The organism is Pectobacterium brasiliense (assembly GCF_013449685.1).
GTDB classification, from domain to species: Bacteria; Pseudomonadota; Gammaproteobacteria; order Enterobacterales; family Enterobacteriaceae; genus Pectobacterium; species Pectobacterium brasiliense_A.
The window spans coordinates 14,445-32,919 of sequence record NZ_JACDSF010000027.1 but is presented as its reverse complement, the minus strand read 5'-3'; the positions used below and the strand labels follow the sequence as shown (position 1 = coordinate 32,919).

At 51.4% G+C, this 18,475-nt stretch carries 17 protein-coding genes and 1 tRNA gene; 11 read left to right on the top strand and 7 right to left on the bottom strand.

The genetic code is table 11. The features are described 5' to 3' along the window. Positions 1–4 precede the first annotated feature (4 nt). On the bottom strand, positions 5–1,906 hold the full coding sequence (locus tag H0248_RS11275; protein ID WP_180785999.1) for a dipeptide ABC transporter ATP-binding protein: 1,902 nt from the start codon (positions 1,904–1,906) through the stop codon (positions 5–7). A 586-nt stretch (positions 1,907–2,492) separates the two neighbouring features. Between H0248_RS11275 and moeA the strand changes: the two genes are divergently transcribed. The 3 genes from moeA to H0248_RS11260 all read left to right on the top strand — a co-directional run bounded on the left by moeA (position 2,493) and on the right by H0248_RS11260 (position 5,189). After that, positions 2,493–3,728 (top strand): molybdopterin molybdotransferase MoeA, encoded by a 1,236-nt coding sequence (moeA, locus tag H0248_RS11270; protein WP_180785998.1) that lies wholly within the window; start codon positions 2,493–2,495, stop codon positions 3,726–3,728. Between the two features lie 2 nt (positions 3,729–3,730). Then, positions 3,731–4,489 carry a molybdopterin-synthase adenylyltransferase MoeB gene (moeB, locus tag H0248_RS11265; RefSeq protein ID WP_180785997.1) on the top strand — a complete coding sequence of 253 codons (759 nt, stop codon included), beginning with the start codon at positions 3,731–3,733 and terminating at the stop codon, positions 4,487–4,489. Positions 4,490–4,589: 100 nt separating this feature from the next. Then, positions 4,590–5,189, top strand: coding sequence for a nitroreductase family protein (locus H0248_RS11260; RefSeq protein WP_180785996.1), 600 nt, complete (start codon positions 4,590–4,592; stop codon positions 5,187–5,189). Between the two features lie 76 nt (positions 5,190–5,265). On the opposite strand, the gene H0248_RS11255 is transcribed toward H0248_RS11260, so the two are convergent. Continuing rightward, on the bottom strand, positions 5,266–6,174 hold the full coding sequence (locus tag H0248_RS11255; RefSeq protein ID WP_180785995.1) for a lipid kinase: 909 nt from the start codon (positions 6,172–6,174) through the stop codon (positions 5,266–5,268). 283 nt (positions 6,175–6,457) lie between these two features. On the opposite strand from H0248_RS11255, the gene H0248_RS11250 reads away from it, so the two are divergent. Next, complete coding sequence (locus H0248_RS11250; protein WP_180786096.1) at positions 6,458–7,930, top strand: sensor domain-containing diguanylate cyclase; 1,473 nt, start codon at positions 6,458–6,460, stop codon at positions 7,928–7,930. A gap of 89 nt (positions 7,931–8,019) precedes the next feature. Here H0248_RS11250 and H0248_RS11245 read toward each other — a convergent pair whose 3' ends face one another. Continuing rightward, positions 8,020–8,187: a YqaE/Pmp3 family membrane protein gene (locus H0248_RS11245; protein ID WP_010280855.1), complete on the bottom strand. Its 168-nt coding sequence runs from the start codon at positions 8,185–8,187 to the stop codon at positions 8,020–8,022. Positions 8,188–8,339: 152 nt separating this feature from the next. Between H0248_RS11245 and H0248_RS11240 the strand changes: the two genes are divergently transcribed. After that, positions 8,340–8,567, top strand: coding sequence for a lysozyme inhibitor LprI family protein (locus tag H0248_RS11240; RefSeq protein ID WP_374705272.1), 228 nt, complete (start codon positions 8,340–8,342; stop codon positions 8,565–8,567). 116 nt (positions 8,568–8,683) lie between these two features. Here the strand turns inward: H0248_RS11240 and H0248_RS11235 are convergent. Next, positions 8,684–8,770, bottom strand: a tRNA-Ser gene (locus H0248_RS11235). Positions 8,771–8,862: 92 nt separating this feature from the next. On the opposite strand from H0248_RS11235, the gene mtfA reads away from it, so the two are divergent. Further along, positions 8,863–9,660, top strand: coding sequence for a DgsA anti-repressor MtfA (gene mtfA, locus H0248_RS11230; RefSeq protein WP_180785994.1), 798 nt, complete (start codon positions 8,863–8,865; stop codon positions 9,658–9,660). A 293-nt stretch (positions 9,661–9,953) separates the two neighbouring features. After that, on the top strand, positions 9,954–11,222 hold the full coding sequence (locus tag H0248_RS11225) for a tyrosine-type recombinase/integrase (RefSeq protein WP_180785993.1): 1,269 nt from the start codon (positions 9,954–9,956) through the stop codon (positions 11,220–11,222). 154 nt (positions 11,223–11,376) lie between these two features. Here the strand turns inward: H0248_RS11225 and H0248_RS11220 are convergent, their stop codons facing one another. Then, on the bottom strand, positions 11,377–11,877 hold the full coding sequence (locus tag H0248_RS11220; protein ID WP_015697692.1) for an Lrp/AsnC family transcriptional regulator: 501 nt from the start codon (positions 11,875–11,877) through the stop codon (positions 11,377–11,379). A 233-nt stretch (positions 11,878–12,110) separates the two neighbouring features. On the opposite strand from H0248_RS11220, the gene H0248_RS11215 reads away from it, so the two are divergent. Continuing rightward, the gene (locus tag H0248_RS11215) at positions 12,111–12,713 is read left to right on the top strand and encodes a LysE family translocator (protein ID WP_015697693.1); all 603 of its coding nucleotides are present in this window, start codon (positions 12,111–12,113) and stop codon (positions 12,711–12,713) included. Positions 12,714–13,221: 508 nt separating this feature from the next. Here the strand turns inward: H0248_RS11215 and H0248_RS11205 are convergent. Then, the gene (locus H0248_RS11205) at positions 13,222–13,977 is read right to left on the bottom strand and encodes an SDR family oxidoreductase (RefSeq protein ID WP_180785992.1); all 756 of its coding nucleotides are present in this window, start codon (positions 13,975–13,977) and stop codon (positions 13,222–13,224) included. 116 nt (positions 13,978–14,093) lie between these two features. Between H0248_RS11205 and H0248_RS11200 the strand changes: the two genes are divergently transcribed. Then, on the top strand, positions 14,094–14,690 hold the full coding sequence (locus H0248_RS11200) for a TetR/AcrR family transcriptional regulator (RefSeq protein WP_180785991.1): 597 nt from the start codon (positions 14,094–14,096) through the stop codon (positions 14,688–14,690). Between the two features lie 512 nt (positions 14,691–15,202). Here the strand turns inward: H0248_RS11200 and H0248_RS11195 are convergent. After that, a complete protein-coding gene (locus H0248_RS11195) occupies positions 15,203–16,129 on the bottom strand; it encodes a LysR family transcriptional regulator (protein ID WP_015697700.1) in 927 nt (308 codons plus the stop codon). Between the two features lie 182 nt (positions 16,130–16,311). On the opposite strand from H0248_RS11195, the gene H0248_RS11190 reads away from it, so the two are divergent. Both H0248_RS11190 and H0248_RS11185 read left to right on the top strand, forming a co-directional pair. Then, positions 16,312–17,475 carry a mandelate racemase/muconate lactonizing enzyme family protein gene (locus H0248_RS11190; RefSeq protein ID WP_180785990.1) on the top strand — a complete coding sequence of 388 codons (1,164 nt, stop codon included), beginning with the start codon at positions 16,312–16,314 and terminating at the stop codon, positions 17,473–17,475. 76 nt (positions 17,476–17,551) lie between these two features. After that, positions 17,552–18,397 (top strand): fumarylacetoacetate hydrolase family protein, encoded by an 846-nt coding sequence (locus H0248_RS11185; RefSeq protein WP_180785989.1) that lies wholly within the window; start codon positions 17,552–17,554, stop codon positions 18,395–18,397. Positions 18,398–18,475 lie beyond the last annotated feature (78 nt).

Sequence of the window (18,475 nt, the reverse complement as noted above, 5' to 3'; positions counted from 1 at the left end):
CCTGTCAGTAAGCGCCGGCTATCGGATGGTGTGCAACAAAATGTCGCTCACCTACCTGCACCAGAGGCGCCGTGATCGGCTCGTTGCCAAGCGCCCGAATCGGGCTGGGTATTTCGTCAACCAGCAGCACCTGCTCACGCTGGCGGCATGAGGGATCGGCAACCGGTACTGCCGACATCAGCTTGCGGGTATAAGGGTGCCGAGGGCGCTCGAAGACATCTTGCCGCGAGCCAATCTCGACAATTTGTCCCATGTACATCACCGCCACGCGATGGCTAATACGCTCAACCACCGCCATATCATGTGAAATAAACAAGAACGCGATGCCGAATTCACGTTGCAGTTCCAGCATCAGGTTGATGATTTGTGCCTGAATCGACACGTCCAGCGCGGATACCGCTTCATCCGCAATCACGACTTTCGGGTTCAGCGCCAGCGCTCTGGCGATGCAAACGCGCTGGCGCTGGCCGCCGGAAAATTCATGCGGATAGCGGCGAGCGTGTTCCGGCTCCAGCCCTACGCGCGACAACAGCCACTCAACGCGTTTTTCCGCTTCCTGCCGACGGCAAATGTTGTGCACCAGCAGCGGTTCCATAATGGAGAAACCGACCGTCAGACGGGGATCCAGCGACGCATAGGGATCCTGAAAAATCAGCTGAATATCACGCCGCAGGTGTTGTAACGCCGCCCCTTTCAGTTGATGGATTCGCTGACCATTAAAGGTAATCTCGCCCTTCTGGCTTTCAACTAGCTGGAGCAACGCACGGCTGGTGGTGGACTTGCCGCATCCCGATTCACCGACCAGCGAAAGCGTTTCCCCCGGCCAGAGATCGAAGCTGACGTTTTCCACCGCATGCACTTGTCGGGTCACGCGGTTCAATAAACCACTGCGAATGGGAAAACGCGTCACCAGATTGCTCACCTGTAAGATCGGTTCTGACTGCGCGGGAACAGTATCCTGCGGGTCGTTGTCCGCAATACGCCCCGAGTGTTGATCCAGCAGCGGAAATTTTTCCGGGAACGGTTGGCCGCGCATAGACCCTAATGCCGGTACCGCCGCCAACAGCCCCTGCGTATACGGATGCTGCGGTGCAGTAAAGATCTGCCCAACGCTCCCCGCTTCGACGCTTTCCCCACGGTGCATAACCAGTACGCGCTCGGCCATTTCCGCCACCACGCCCATGTCATGGGTGATAAAAATCACGGCCATTTCCATTTCACGCTGTAGCACACGAATAAGCTGCAGAATTTGCGCCTGAATGGTGACATCCAGCGCGGTCGTCGGTTCATCGGCAATCAGCAGCGACGGCTTGCAGGAGAGCGCCATCGCAATCATCACCCGTTGGCGCATACCGCCAGACAACTGGTGGGGATAGCGATCCAGCACGTTGCGCGCTTCCGGTATTCTGACCAGATCCAGCATACGCAAGGTTTCTGCCCGCGCGGCGCGTCTGTCCATCCCCTGGTGCAAACGAATCGACTCGGCAATTTGTTCGCCGACGGGAAAAACCGGATTCAGCGACGTCATCGGCTCCTGGAAAATCATCGCCAGATCCGCCCCACGCAATACGCGCATCGCACGCTGACGGGCACCGCGGATATCCAGCACCTGCCCATCGCGACGGCGAAATAGCATGTCGCCCTGATGAATCACGCCGCCCGCATGTTCAACCAGCCGCATCAGCGCCAGCGACGTTACCGACTTACCCGATCCCGATTCTCCGACGATAGCCAGCGTCTCGCCCCGATCGACAGAGAACGTCAAATTACGCACCGCATCTGTCCGCTGCCCCTGCTGCTCAAAATAGACGCTCAGGTTGCGCACCTCCACCACCCGTTTTTCAGGCAAAATCAGCCCCGGAACAGGGGAAGACAGCGAGGCATAATGATCCTGTGTGGGCGACATGAACGGCGAATCTCCATATAAATGCGGCTGGAATCAGCGCAACGCGGTCAGGGACAAATTATCAGCGATTTTCGACTATATTTAGCGCAAGGTATGATGTAAAGCGGAAACTGAAATCGGCACGGTGAAAAATTTCTTTTTATAACATTAAGTTAATTGTCATAAAGACACGCCATCAGGGGCAATATGTCCTGCAAATCCGTCCACTTTTGCCCGAAATGGTTCGACTTGTGGGAAAAAAGTGACGCTTTCGCACCCCGTCCCTGTCGTTTGATGCCTGACGAGTCATGCGCTATACCCTAAATAATTCNNCAAGAGAAGGCATCCCGATGAGCTGACTCAAGTAAGTGATTCGGGTAACTAAGCGCAGCCAACGCACATGCAACTTGAAGTATGACGGGTATAAAAGCCCTATTCATTGACCTGCGTACATTCACCCACGTTACGAACTCTGACATAATTAATACTGGCATAGGAAACGAGTTTTCGCCCATGAATGACGCGTTGCCGGAACACGATTCTTACTGATGAAATAAATCATATTAATGAAATCAGTCGTATTGATGAAACACACTGTGGAGTGAAGATGGAAAGCGTTAACGCAGGTTTACTGACTCTTGAACAAGCTCTGGAAAACATGTTTTCTCAGGTTCCTTCCCTTACCGAGACAGAGCGCGTATCCCTGTTCGACGCCGCAGGACGGATTACCGCCAATGCCATCGCCTCCCCGATTAACGTCCCACCTTTCGCCAATTCCGCGATGGATGGCTATGCCGTACGCTGCGCCGATTTGTCCGCTTCAACAACGCTGCCGCTGGCCGGCAAAGCGTTTGCTGGCGCGCCCTTCACCGGCGACTGGCCTGCTGGAACCTGCATTCGCATTATGACCGGCGCGCCGATTCCCGCAGGAGCCGACGCCGTCATCATGCAAGAACAGGCTGACGTCAGCGAGGACGGCATCCGCTTTCCGCACGAGGTAAAACCCGGCCAGAATATTCGTCTGGCGGGAGAGGACATTCAGGCAGGTGCCAGCGTGCTGCCTGCGGGCTGCAAGCTTGGCGTGGCGGAGCTGCCGCTGTTGGCCTCGCTGGGGATTGCACAGATTGACGTGGTACGCCGCCTGAAAGTCGCGGTGTTTTCAACCGGTGATGAGCTGCAACCCGTCGGCGAACCGCTGGCAGACGGCCAGATTTATGACACCAACCGTTTCGCCGTCCGTTTGATGCTGGAACAGCTAGGTTGCGAGGTTCACGACCTGGGGATTATCCGCGACGATCCGGCAGCGCTGCGCGCCGCTTTTCATGAAGCAGATAAGCTTGCCGATCTGGTGATTAGCAGCGGCGGCGTTTCCGTTGGCGAAGCGGATTACACCAAACAAATGCTGGATGAGCTGGGCGATATCCATTTCTGGAAGCTGGCGATCAAACCCGGTAAGCCCTTCGCTTTTGGCAAACTGCAACACGCCTGGTTCTGCGGCCTGCCGGGGAATCCGGTTTCTGCTGCGCTGACGTTCTATCAACTGGTTCAGCCACTGCTGGCTCGCCTGTCTGGCTATACGCAATGGCGCTTACCGCCACGGGTTCGCGTCAAAACCACCAGCGCACTGAAAAAGACACCGGGGCGCACCGATTTCCAGCGCGGTGTTTTCAGTCGCAACGCACAGGGTGAGCTGGAAGTCAGAACCACCGGGCATCAGGGTTCACATGTTTTCAGCTCGTTCAGCCTCGGTAACTGCTTCATCGTACTGGAGCAAGATCGCGGTCGCGTCGCCGCTGGCGAATGGGTCGAGATCGAGCCCTTCAACGCGCTGCTGGGGCACTGAGCATGTTGCCGGAGCTGAGCGATGAAGAGATGCTGCGCTACAATCGACAGATTGTGCTGCGCGGCTTTGATTTTGACGGGCAGGAAAAGCTGAAGGCGTCACATCTGCTGATTGTCGGACTGGGTGGGCTAGGCTGTGCCGCCGCGCAGTATCTGGCCGCGGCGGGCGTCGGCTATTTAACACTGCTGGATTTTGACACCGTCTCTCTGTCTAACCTGCAACGTCAGGTTCTGCATCGCGATGCCCGTATCGGCATGGCGAAGGTCGAATCGGCGCGTCTGACGTTATCCGATATGAATCCCCACCTTTCGCTCGAGACGGTTGATGGCGATCTCGATGACGAGGCGTTGAGCGAACTGGTCAGCAAACACGATGCCGTGCTGGACTGTACCGACAATGTCACCATTCGCAACCGCCTAAACCGCATTGGCTTTCAGCTCAAGAAGCCGCTGATCTCTGGGGCAGCAATTCGGATGGAAGGCCAAGTCAGCGTCTTTACCTATCAGCCCGAGGAGCCTTGCTATCATTGTCTCAGCCGTCTGTTCGGTGCTAATGCGCTGACCTGCGTCGAGGCAGGCGTGATGTCGCCGCTGGTAGGCACCATCGGCAGTTTGCAGGCGATAGAAGCCATTAAGCTGCTAACCGGTTACGGTAGGCTAGTGACAGGCCGACTGCTGATGTTCGATGCGATGACGCTGCAATTTCGCGAAATGATGCTGCCAAAAAACCCGCACTGCGACGTCTGCGGCGGAGCGGGCTGAAAAAGGAAAGATTGGCATCCGGCACGATAAGCCATTGAATACGGCGAAAATCAGTGACACATTATCAAGGCGAATCATCACGTAAACTGAGGAACACACCATGAGTAATGCTTTTTTGCAGTCAATCAAGGCCCGTCGTTCAATCTATGCCATCGGCAATACATTACCGATATCAGAAGATCAGGTTACCGCCCTCATTACCGAAGCCGTTAATGAAAGCCCCTCCTCTTTTAATTCACAAAGCTCACGCGTTGTGATTCTGTTCGGCGAGCAGCATCACAAACTGTGGGATATTGTTAAGCAGCAGTTGAAAAAAATTGTACCAGCGGACGCTTTTGCCCCGACAGAAAATAAACTGACTTCCTTTGCCGCTGGCGCAGGTACCGTCCTGTTCTTTGAAGACACCGCCGTGATTGAAGCGCTACAGGAAAAATTCGCGCTTTATGCCGATAACTTCCCGGTCTGGTCTGAACATTCAACCGGTATTGCTCAGTTTGCCGTGTGGTCTACGCTGGCGCAGGAAAAAATTGGTGCCTCCCTCCAGCACTACAATCCGCTGATCGATGATGATGTTAAAGCACAGTGGAATCTGCCAGCTAGTTGGAAACTGCGTGCTCAAATGCCATTTGGCTCAATCGAGCAGCCAGCAGGTGAGAAAACCTATATTTCCTTTGAAGAGCGTTTCCGCGTATTTAAATAATCCGCTGAATCAGCCTTTATCAATAAACAGGGACACCGCATAGTGTCCCTGTTGGTTTTCGACCCTATTTACGGCATCAACGCGGTGGCGCAAAAACCTGAATCGCCTTTTCTCTGATCCCGAATACCGCTGGCGTTTTGCCAACCAGCTCGCCGTCGGCATTGATATCGTGCGGCTTCGAAGTATGTAACGTCAGCTGTCTGGCGGAAAAGGCGCGGACTTTGCGCCAGCGACCGTGCGTTCCCTTGCGGATAAAGGGAATCAGCGCCACCATTTCCCACCAGTGGGACACCTCCAGGCTATACACATCCAGCCGACCATCATCGGGCGCGGCACTGTCTGCCACCGCCATGCCGCCGCCGTAGAAACGCCCGTTCCCCACCGACACCTGCACGGTTCTCACCCGCTCTTTGATGCCATCGTGCTCAATCTCGACGCGGAAAGGACGGCTTTGCTTCAAAAGCTTGAAGGCCGCCAGCGCATAGCCCAATGTGCCCCACCGTTTCTTGGATTTCGCCGACAGCCCGCGCGCCAATGCTGCAGAAAAACCAATACTGGAAACGTTAAAGAACAGATGCCCGTTGACCTCACCCAAATCAACGGCGCGCCGCTGTCCGCTAGCGATCACCTGCACGGCCTGCCGAATCTCTCGGGGAATACCCACCGTACGGGCAAAGTCATTCGCCGTCCCTAAGGGCAGCACGCCCAGCGGCAAGCCGGTATCTACCAGACCTGGCGCGGCTGAATTTAGCGTGCCATCGCCACCGCCGATAATGACAAAGTCCACCCGATCTGCATACGCACGTATAATATCGCTGTATGAACCCGTTTCTTTTTCATCAGGTTCGACGATACTGATCTGGCTTTGTTGCAATAATTCTTTCACATAGCGTGCTGAGGAATCACCATTCCGCGCCTGTTTATTAATCAATAAAAGCGCTGTTGAGCCTGATTCCTTCGCTGCTGAATAATGGCTCATGGTCATCCATCCAACGTTATCGTTTGATTAAATCTAACCATAGGAATAATCAAACCGACAAGGGAGCTTTAGCAAGCCCACAATAAAATACAAAACATTACGTTCCGGCAGTCTGCTGCTGATACTTCCACACAGGAACCACTATACTGAATCCAACAAGCCAGCGATTCCTTTACCCAGTTGTGCTATGGCGTCATTCCAGTAAAATGTCGCACCACTATTTTTAGGCGAAAACAGAGACTTATTACTTATTCACCTATCTCATGAATGATTCTCTGGGGAAACTATGTTGCAGACCGGATTCATTAATAACTCACGTTGGTTAGACAAAACGCGCGCAGTCGTAATACTTGGATCCATGCTGCTTGCCGCCTTTCTGGTTATCAGTTGGACCAGCTATGAAGTGGCTAAAGAATCACTGGAAGAAGAAATCGAAGAAAATACCCTGCCGCTCACCAGTGATAACGTCTATTCTGAAATCCAGCAGGATTTGTTGAAGCCTATCTTTATTTCGTCGCTAATGGCGCACGATACCTTTTTACGTGACTGGGTACTAAAAAATGAAAGCGATCCACAGGCCCTGTTCCGCTATCTGAAAGAGATCGATCGCCGCTTCAACACCGTATTTTCTTTTTTCATTTCTGATAAAACCGGGCTCTATTACGATCAGCAGCGCATCCTGAAAACCGTCTCGGAATCGTCCCCCGACGATCAATGGTATTTCCAGCATAAAGCGCTATCAGATGACATGCCTTACGTTGTCGATCTCCGCGTCGATCCTGAAAACCGCACGCGTCTGGACATTTTCATCAACCACAAAGTGATGGATTATGAAGACAACTTCATTGGCATTACTGGCGTGGGCATCCCGGTTGATCGTGTTAAGCACCTGATTGAAAAATACGAACAGCGCTATAATCGAACGATCTACTTTGTTGATAAACAAGGTAATATTACGCTACATGGAGAAAGTTACGCGTACCCGCTGCAAATTCAAGAACAAGAAGGACTGAACCGGATCGCGACCACGATTTTAACTTCTCCTGGTGGTACCTACGAATATGAAGCAAACGGGGAACATATTTTCCTCAATACCCGTTTAATCCCTGAATTCGGCTGGTATTTGATGGTTGAGCAAACCAGTCACCCCAGTGAAAAACGACTGTTCACCACATTGCTAAAAAATCTGGGCATCAGCACGTTTGTCAGCGTCCTTTTTCTGTTTCTGCTGTGGTTGACGATTGGCGGATATCAACGCCGTCTGGAACAGATGGCGACGACCGATAAATTAACGGGCCTCATGAACCGTCAGGCATTTGATTATTTATTCCATCGTCTCAGGACGAAAAATGCCTTACAACATAAATCGCTCTCTATTATTTTGATTGATATTGACCACTTTAAGAAAATTAATGACAAGTACGGCCACAACGTCGGGGATCTGGTGTTAAAAGAAATTTCCGCCCTCCTATCGGCCAATACCCGATCCAGCGATCAACCCTGCCGTTGGGGAGGAGAAGAGTTCGTCATTTTGCTCGACGATTGCGATCTCAACGCCGCACAACAGCGCGCCGAGGCCCTGCGTCAGAGTATTGAAACCACGCATCTTCCCTACCGTGAAGGAAGAATTCAGGTGACCGCCAGCTGCGGTGTTGCTGAATATCGGGCGGGCGAAACGCTAAACATACTGATTAACCGCGCCGATATCGCGCTCTATCAGGCAAAACAGCAAGGACGTAATCAGGTGGTCGGTTCCGCGTAATAGCGCAGCCATCAATAAAAAGGCAACGGGGAGCAGCATTATGTCTCCCCGTTATTTCATCCTACATCGTCAAACAGGCTTTCCAGCCACTAAATACCATCATCTTTTGTCTGCACCCAAAACGCATGCACCAACCCAGGAAAATAACCTAACAGCGTCAGGATAATATTCAGAATAAATGCTCCACCGATGCCTTTCCCCAGTAACACGCCCAACGGTGGCAGGAGAATAGTCAGTACAATACGCCAAAATCCCATATCAACCTCCGTAACGTGATGATTCCTTATGAAAGTAGTTCAGCACATGGGATTTGTCAGTACGGGACGAGATGATTGAGAGTAATCTTTGCAGAGCCGTTCCCATCACATGTGCACCTGAATACAGAGTGCCGACTTACAGAGGAGCAATCATGAAAAAGCGAGCCATTGCTCTTTTTGCGCTACTGCCCATCACTCAAGCCGCCGCCACAGATTGTGGTAACGCCAACACGCAGTTGGAGATGAGCCAGTTTGCGGCTAATGAATATAAAAAAGTGGATGGCGAGCTTAATCGGCTGTATCAGGATGTCGTCAAACGCCTGATGATTGAAGAACACAAGGCATTGCTCAAATCAGCGCAGAGAAAATGGATCGCGTAGAAGAATTCAAAAGCATGCTACGTTGTGAAGAAGGGGATTTGAGCTGTCCGCTTTAAGCCACTACCAAGTGTGGAAAGCGTCACAGACTCAATGCGGGGTAAGTGTTTGAATAGCGGTGGAGAGACGGGGGAATTTGAACCCTCGGCAGCATTGCCCACTCCCGTTTTCGAGACGGGTTCGGTCAGTCGCTCCAGCATCTCTCCGTTAGCAGTTGCCATGATGCCTACTTTTACGGCATGTTAACAGCACCCGCCCTCGCCTTTAAATTCAAGTGACGACTGAACGAGCAATAACAATGATTAAATGGCCGTGGAAAAACACTCAACCTCAGGTGCAGACGCTTGAACACTGGCACGCTGCGATTTCCATCCCGCTTCTCGCGCCGTTGAGCGATGAAGAGCGCCAGCAGCTGGTCGCCCTTGCCGATCAGTTTCTGAAGCAAAAGCGCCTGATTCCGTTGCAGGAGCTGGTGTTGACGGACATCATGCAGCAGCGCATCGCCCTGCTGTTTTCCCTGCCAGTGCTGTCGCTGGGAATGGATGCGCTGGATGGCTTCCATGAAGTTCTGATTTACCCCGGCCCGTTTATTGTTGAAGAAGAGTGGCAGGATGACATAGGGCTCGTGCATAAGGGGAAAATGGTGCAATCCGGCCAAAGCTGGGATCAGGGACCGATTGTCCTCAACTGGCAGGAAGTGCAGGATTCTTTCGACCTCTCCGGTTTCAACCTCATCATTCATGAAGTCGCGCACAAGCTGGACATCCGCAGCAGCGGCGAAGCGACGGGCGTCCCCCTTATCCCTCTGCGCGAGATTGCTGCGTGGGAACAGCATCTGCACGGCGCGATGGATGCCATGCAGGAAGAAATCGATCTGGTGGGCGAAGATGCCGCTAGCATGGATCCTTACGCCGTCCACGATCCGGCAGAGTGCTTTGCGGTGCTGTCGGAATACTTCTTCAGCGCCCCCGAACTTCTCGACGCGCGTTTCCCTGAGCTGTACCGCTGCTTCCAAAAGTTCTATCAGCAGGATCCGCTCACCCGTCTAAAAAACTGGCAAAGCAGTACCCATTACTGTGCGCCATCCATTTACTAACTCATAAAAAAACAGCGAATTGTACACAGCCTAAACAGTCAGACGATAAAGCTGATTTTGCCGTTGACAGTACCGCGGGTGGCGGATATCATGCGCCCCGTTCACACGATNNGAGTCCAGTCAGAGGAGCCAAATTTATGTTTTCATGCATCTTCACGAATCTTTATGCTTTTTAGATTCAAAGAGTTAGCGTGAAAAATCTTCCCGATGCATTTTCAGTTTTCCCTCCGCATCGGGAGAATTTGGTGGTCAGATTTGGGGTCATGTTGGTTCGATGACGGAGTGACCCCCAAATGTCTCTTAACGACTCAAAAATCCGCAACTTAAAACCATCCGAAAAACCCTTCAAAGTCTCCGACTCGCACGGTCTATACCTTTTGGTCAATCCAGGCGGTTCACGTCTCTGGTATCTCAAATATCGTATCAATAGAAAAGAATCACGCCTCGGCTTGGGTGCCTACCCTGATGTGTCTTTGGCTGATGCCCGTCAACAACGTGATGGTATCCGTAAATTGCTGGCGCATAATATCAACCCAGCACAACAGCGCTCCGCTGAAAGAGCCACTGTGTTGCCAGAAGAAACCTTCAAGTCTGTTGCACTGAGCTGGCATAAAAGCAACCGTACATGGTCAGAGAATCACGCCTCCCGTCTGCTTGCCAGCATGAACAATCATATATTTCCTGTGATTGGACACTTGCCGGTAGCTGAACTGAAACCTCGCCATTTTATCGACCTGCTGAAAGGCATTGAGCAAAAAGGTCTGCTGGAAGTCGCAGCACGTACCCGGCAGCATATGTGCAACATCATGCGTCATGCCGTACATCAGGAGTTGATAGAGCACAATCCGGCAGCAAATCTGGACGGTATCATCGCCCCTCCCGTTAAACGCCACTACCCTGCCCTTCCGCTGGAGCGACTGCCGGAGCTTTTGATTCGTATTGAGGACTACCAGCAAGGACGAGAGTTAACCCGTCTGGCAGTATCACTCACCCTGCACCTATTCATCCGTTCCAGCGAACTGCGTTTCGCCCGTTGGTCTGAGATCGATTTCAAAAATAGAATCTGGACCATTCCTGCCACTCGCGAGGCCATCCCCGGTGTCCGCTACTCCAGGCGTGGTGCAAAAATGCGCACTCCACATATCGTTCCACTCTCTCGTCAGTCCATTGCTATTCTGAAACAGATACGGGAAATATCCGGGCATCAGGTGCTGGTATTCCCCGGCGATCATAATCCGTATAAACCGATGTGCGAAAACACGGTCAATAAGGCGCTACGCCTGATGGGCTATGACACAAAAGATGAAATCTGCGGCCACGGGTTTCGGGCAATGGCCTGTAGTGCCCTCATGGAGTCAGGCCTGTGGTCACAGGATGCGGTTGAGCGTCAGATGAGCCACCAGGAACGCAATAGCGTTCGGGCAGCCTACATCCATAAAGCAGAATATCTCGATGCCCGTAAAGCGATGATGCAGTGGTGGTCGGATTATCTGGATATGTGCCGGAAAGCGTATGCCCCACCTTATATTTGTGGGAAGGAAATCAGTTGCACAATGGGATAACCCCTCTGACAAAATAAACCACAAAAATAGCCGTATCAGTCTGTACTGGTACGGCATTTTCTGGCTTCAATTCGGAGAAATTGTTAAGCCATTTTAAATGACTCTGAGGTGTCTGTTAAACCTGTGGCGATTCAGGGTCAACATCACTTCAGCTCTATTTTGAGAGTAAGGGGGCAGGCCCCCTTTCAAGGTGGGGGGTTAATACAATATAGCTGCGTGTTCCAGTAAAACCGTCAATTGAATGAATCACTTCCAGCAGGGCTTCAAGTGACTGAGTATTCTGGGTTCTGACTTTTAGCAGCATGGCACTATCACCTGCGACGGTGTGAATTTCCTCTACATCGGAAAGCGACTTTAAAGAGAGTATTGAGCGCGTTACAGCCCAACTCGATGTATCGACATGGATGAATGCCAGCAGCGGGCGCCCGATTTTGTTGCTGTCCAGCCTGGCCACTGTCCCTGTAATCACCCCTTCACTCTTAAGCCGTTTGACCCGCTCATGTACCGCCGGTGCTGAAAGGTGCAGTTGACGCCCAAGTTCCGAATAGCTTAGTGAGGCGTCTTCAGCCAGGATGGCTAATAATGTTCGGTCCTTCGCATCCAGTTTCGGCTGTTGAATCAGTTTTGTCTGAACGACATTCACATCTTTATCCATCTCAAAAAAACCTGTTGATAGACTAATTTTATAAGGTAATTATGAGAATACTTCTTATGAAATTCAAAAAAAAGTCATATGCAAAAGATTTATTTAGTTCCTCTGTTCCGGTCCTGTGTTGAGACAAACAGAATTAAAAACTCACTCTGCTTCAAATCAGGGTCAATAAAACGGAAAACGCCCGAGATTTTTGGCGACGACAAGGAAGAAATGCAACAACAGGACTGGAGTAGATGAGTATCACAGCACAGCAGTTAAGCTCCTTTCTGGTTCTGGCGATCGTTATGTCCGTCACCCCGGGACCAAACAACCTCATGGTCCTTTTTTCCAGCGTCCGCTTTGGAGCGCGTAAAACACTGGGTCACATCTCTGGCGCAAGTGCCGGAAGTGCACTCATGCTACTTTTAGTCGGCTTGGGACTGCATGAAATATTTACTTTATTCCCTTATATCCAGGTGTTCATGAAGTATAGCGGCGCAGCCTATATTCTTTATTTGTCCTGGAAGATTTTGGGAAGCACCGGTGAAATCAGGTCGGCAGACACATCACACCCAATGAGTTTTATCGGAGCCGCTTTTTTCCAGCTCATCAACCCGAAATCCTGGATTATGGCAAGTGTGGCAATATCCACATGTCTGCCCAGCGTGTTTTCATTCGAGGATATAGCGCTATACACCGTTCTTTTTGCTGCCGTGAGTTTTCCCTGTGTTGGGATCTGGGCCTGGTTTGGTGCAATGATCAAACACTACCTTACGGATGCGCGGTTAGTCAGGCGCTTTAACCAAAGTTGCGCAGGCATACTCGCTCTTTCTGCTTTGTCCATGACACTGTTTTAACCGTCATAAGATAGCACCAGAACCGCCAGATGATGAGAGGACCCTCTGCAAAACGATATGATGATCGGCGTTGGGCCCACCGGCAATTCATAAAGCAGTCTGCCATTCCCGATCCCGGCAGGAACCACTGGTGCAACTTACACTAACCCGCAGGGTATCAACCTGGCACCCTGCACCTACTGTGGTTTCTGCGGTTTTTACGGCTGTGGTAACTTCTCGAAATCTTCCCCGAATATCTGCGTGGTCCCGGCATTGATGGACCGAACCAACTTTATCCTGCTGACTGAATGTACCGCGTTGTATATCGATAAGGCCGAGGATGGCAAAACCGTAAGGTGTGTAACCTTCCTCGACTCTGATGGTAATACCGGCTTCCAGCCTGCCGATACCAGGACTGTTGCTGAGGCACGTAAGAAGATTAACGTCGCCCACTGACTAAGAGATAAAATAATAAGTAACACTCCACAAGTTTATTAACATACTTGTGGAGTTTTTTAGAGCTAAACGTTCAGTCTGCAGCCTTCCATTCAGAAAGCATTTTAAGGGCGCTGTCGTAGTGACCCGTCGCCCCGGCTGTACGTAAAAATTTGGCGCGCTCAACGATGATTTCATCAGGCGCCGGGTCTGCATGCAAAAGGTCGAGCGTCTCAGTCAGGAAGTCATCCAGCGGCATGGCATGCTCGTCATTTCCCTGTCCGAACAACGAGGTACGCACGCCAGGGGGCGCCAGCTCAATCACGCGCACGGGCGTGTCGGCGAGCTGAACACGCAAGCTTTCAGTGAATGAATGAACCGCAGCTTTTGTGGCGCTATAGGTCATGGCAATAGGGAACGGAACAAACGCCAGTGCGGAACTGACATTAATGATGACACTGTCATTCTTTTGAACCAGCTGCGGTAAGAACGCATAAGTCATACGAATTGTCCCCAGAAGGTTGATCTCAACGGTCTGTTGCGCAATCTTCACTGCATCCTGATCCAAAACATTTTCGCTCAACATAATCCCGGCGTTGTTGATGACGACATTCAGGTCGGGGTAGCGTGCTGCCGCGAGTTCGCTCGCCCGGGTAATGGATCCGGCATCAGCAATATCGAGTTCAATGGCCTCGATGCCGGGATAGTCGTTTGTGATTTGATCAAGTAATGCCTTGCGACGGCCAGCGACAATGACCTTATTGCCTGCTTCATGAAAACGTACCGCAAGGCCCAGCCCTATCCCCGAGGTGGAACCCGTGATGAGGATCGTATTACCTGAAACTTTCATATGTTTCTCCGGATTGATGAAAAAGGTAGAATACCAAACGGACAACTATCCGCTTGGGAAAACTTAACGGACAACTGTCCGTTAAGCAAGTTTTAATATTATGGACAGGAGGACTGGTGACACAACAACAAAAAACGGAGCGCCCGGCACGCGCTGATGCGCAGCAAAATCGCGAACGTATCCTGTCGGTTGCACTTCAGGAACTGACCGTTTCCGCAGACGTGCCGCTAAGCACGATCGCGAAGAAGGCAGGTATCGGGCAGGCCACTTTTTATCGCAACTTCCCGACACGGGAGGTATTAGTGATGGAGGTTTATCGCTATGAGATGTTGCAGGTCACAAAGTTTGCAGAACATTTGCTCCGGACCTGCGCACCCGAACAGGCGTTGCGTGCCTGGATGAATCGCCTTGCCGAATACGCGATGACCAAAGCAGGCCTGGCCAATGCCATTCGCAAGGTATCGCTCTCGCGGGACTGTCCGGAAAAGGCAGGCTATGCCCCTGTCATTGCTGCCGCTCAGTTGTTACTTGATGCCAATAAGAAAGCGGGAACTATCCACCCGGGGGTTACCACTGACGACTTTTTCCTGGCAATTGCAGGGATATGGCAGCTCGATTTTAATGATGAGTGGCAGCCCCGGCTAACCTGGCTCATCGACATGGTGATGGCGGGACTGCGCGCGGGGGCACCGATACGCACTGTTTCTCAGTAGACGCCCACCACAGCGTACATGCAGGAGAGTGACGAAACCGCCGAAGTATCCCGGGGGGTCTGAACAATAATTGCCTCGCCTTTTCATTATTTTTTAAGCCTGGTATTGGTTGATATTTGCAATACGTGGATCTGGTTAAAAACATCAGGCGCAAAGGCGTTCTTATTTGCCGGGATTACTACATGCTCCATCCTGACAGCGCCTCAGTCGCAAACTTCACTCACACCGCAACTTCCGGGTCGAGCCGTCCAAACCCGGGCCGGTTATCGATCCTATGCGGAGCAGACGCGATGAAGCAAACTGGTTGTACAGGTAAAAAGCGCGCGGTTGGAAATAGCACTGTGCACTTCCGACCTCATCAACGGTAAGAATCTCAGAGCGTTGTTGAGTACATAACGGGCCATTGACCGACGCACGAGAAGTTGCCGAAATCATCAAAAAAATCCAGTCAGGGAGATGTGCCACGGTTTCATAATATTGATGTTGGAAAACGCCTGAATATGTTCCGATTGTCATATTTGGCCGTCTACGAAAATTTCCCACAACTCTTCTACTGCCCGGGACATCCTTGCTGCGGGTCTGAAAAGTCTGATGTCTATGGGTATCCAAAGCGCACTGTCTTTCTTAGCCGCAACGGCAATGGAGCCGGCATCCACATCCGGCGCTGCTAGGGTTTCTGGTAGCCATGCGATGCCGTCGCCGGCCCTGACCATAGCCAGTAATGTGGCAGCAAGATCGGCAGTGAACGCGATATCCATCCCACGTCTGGCACGATTTACCTGTGAAGTGTTGGAAAGGATCCGGCCGAGTCCGGACTCCGCTGAATAGGACAGGAAGGGAAACTTTTTACTGCCTGAAGCATGCCAGACCGGCTCGCGGGTTGCCGGATCGCATCTGGAATAAGGCAGTAAAGTTTCCCGTCCGAGCCGGACGCTGAGGTATTTGGACTGATCGAGATTGATGTGCATATGAGGATGGTAATAACAAAGTAGAAACTGTGCGTCACCTTTGTCAATCATACGTTCGCAGGCACTTAACGTGTCAGATAACAGGCGAAAAGAGCCGAAGCGCGCGATTTTTTCGTTATTACGCATCAGCGCCGGAAAAAATGAAAATGACAGAGAGTGTGTAGCGGAAAAAATAACGTCCGGTTTGGTTTCTCCCGCTGCTTCTATAGATTCACTTCTCAGGGTATAGAGTGCGCGAATAAGTTCAGGGATCTGCGTGACGAAAACCTCCCCGGCGCGCGTCAGGCTGACGCCCCGACGATTTCTTTCAAAAAGCGGGGTTCCAAGCCACTCTTCCAGCGAAACAATTCTCCTGCTGAATGCTGGCTGCGTCACATATCGTGAAGCTGCTGCACGGGAGAAATTCAGGGACTGTGCCAGAGCCACACAGTCCTCAAGCCAGGTTAACTCAAGATGATGCCTGTTTTGCATTACAGCCTGCCTCTTTGGCATTAGAACGGAATCCCTAAACTGCTTAGGATGGAGTCAGACAGGGCAAGAAGGTCCCTGAACACTACGCCAATGTATTATGCCAATAAATATATGGCATGACATAACCCATTGCGTAGGTACGTAAGTTAGATGTTATTTGACTAAGAACTGCCGGAGAGAACATGCGTATCCTTGACGTTGTAGAAATTACCAAACCCATTGCTTCCCCTATCCGTAACGCTTACATCGATTTCAGCAAGATGACGGCCAGCCTGGTTGCCGTTGTGACAGATGTTGAGGTAGACGGACGCCGCGTAGTGGGATACGGCTTCAACTCTAACGGCCGTTACGGCCAGGGTGGGCTTATCCGTGAACGCTTCCGTAACCGCATCCTCGAAGCCGAACCTGAAAGCCTGCTGAATGCCAAAGGCGACAACCTGGATCCGCATAAGATCTGGGACGTCATGATGAGCAACGAAAAGCCGGGCGGTCACGGCGAACGTTCAGTTGCGGTAGGTACGCTGGACATGGCTATCTGGGATGCAACCGCAAAAATTGCTAACAAGCCGTTGTTCCGCCTGCTGGCAGAAATGAAGGGGGTTGAGGCTAATCCGCGCGTCTTCGTATACGCAGCTGGCGGTTATTATTATCCGGGTAAAGACCTGAGCGCGCTGCGTCAGGAAATGCGCGGCTACCTGAACCGCGGCTACAACGTCGTGAAAATGAAAATTGGTGGCGCATCTCTGGAAGAAGACCGCCGTCGTATTGAAGCCGTGCTGGAAGAAATCGGTAGCGAAGCACGACTCGCCGTTGACGCCAATGGCCGCTTCAATCTGGAAACCGGTATTGCCTACGCGAAAATGCTGCGCGAATACCCGCTGTTCTGGTATGAAGAGGTCGGTGATCCGCTTGATTACTCCCTGCAGGCCGCGCTGTCAGAGTTCTACCCGGGCTCAATGGCCACGGGTGAAAACCTCTTCTCTCATCAGGATGCCCGTAACCTGCTGCGTTATGGCGGTATGCGGCCTGACCGTGACTACCTGCAATTTGACTGCGCGCTCTCTTATGGTCTGGTTGAGTATCTGCGCACGCTTGATGTGCTTGAGCAGTTTGGCTGGTCACCGTCACGCTGCATTCCTCACGGCGGTCACCAGATGTCCCTGAACATTGCCGCCGGTCTCGGCCTGGGTGGCAATGAAAGTTATCCCGATCTGTTCCAGCCTTACGGCGGTTTCCCGGACTCAGTGAAGGTAGAAGGTGGCCATATCATCATGCCGGAACTGCCGGGTATTGGTTTTGAGGGTAAATCAGACCTCATCAAAGAAATGCGAGCTCTGGCTGAATAAGTTCCTGCTGGCATATCGTCTTGCTTAATTTAATGACGCCCTTCCGTTATGTCGAAGGGCGTTGCGGGAAAAGTATATGAAGCTTTTAAGTTATCTCACACCTGAAGGATATAAAAGTTACGGTATTCTACAGGGCGAGGCAATTATTGATCTAAGAAGCCGGACAGATATTGATACCACCGATCTGAAAAGTTTTATCAGAGAAAGGGGCATAGCTGCTGCTGGCGGATATATCAGCCATGAACCGGATTATCAGCTTTCTGAGATTACCTTTCTTCCTGTAATTGAAAATCCGGGAAAAATACTTTGCGTTGGTATGAATTATCAGACCAAGCGCACGGAGTTCAGCATTACTTCGGATGCGCCTACCCTATTCATCCGGTTTCCTGATTCTCAGACTGCGCATCTGGGCGAGATCATGAAACCTGTGCTAAGCGACCAGCTCGATTATGAAGGTGAGCTGGTTATCATCATTGGAAAACCCGGCCTGAACATCACCGAGCAAGACGCCGCAGAATACATCGCGGGTTATTCCTGCTATATGGATGGCTCCGTGCGTGACTGGCAGCATACCTGGTTCACAGCTGGCAAAAACTGGAGCAAAACCGGTGGGTTCGGTCCCTGGCTGGTTACATGTGATGAGGTTCCGGATCCGCAAAAGCTCCAAATAAAAACCTGGCTAAATGGTGAAAGTGTTCAGCAGGACAACACAGCCAACATGGTTCATGCAATAAGCAAAATTATCAGCTACGTGAGCACCTTCACGCAGCTGTCTCCGGGTGATGTCATTTTGACAGGATCGCCAGGCAGCGTTGGCCGTTCACGTAATCCGCAGGTATTTCTTAATGACGGTGATGTTATAGAAGTTGAAATTGAGTCAATCGGGCGTCTGACTAATTTCGTCGTCGCAGCTTCAAAATAATAAATAAAAATTTACCTGACTGATATTCAAAAGGACCTGGGATCAGCATTTCCTCCCCCTACATCTGCTTCAAATGAG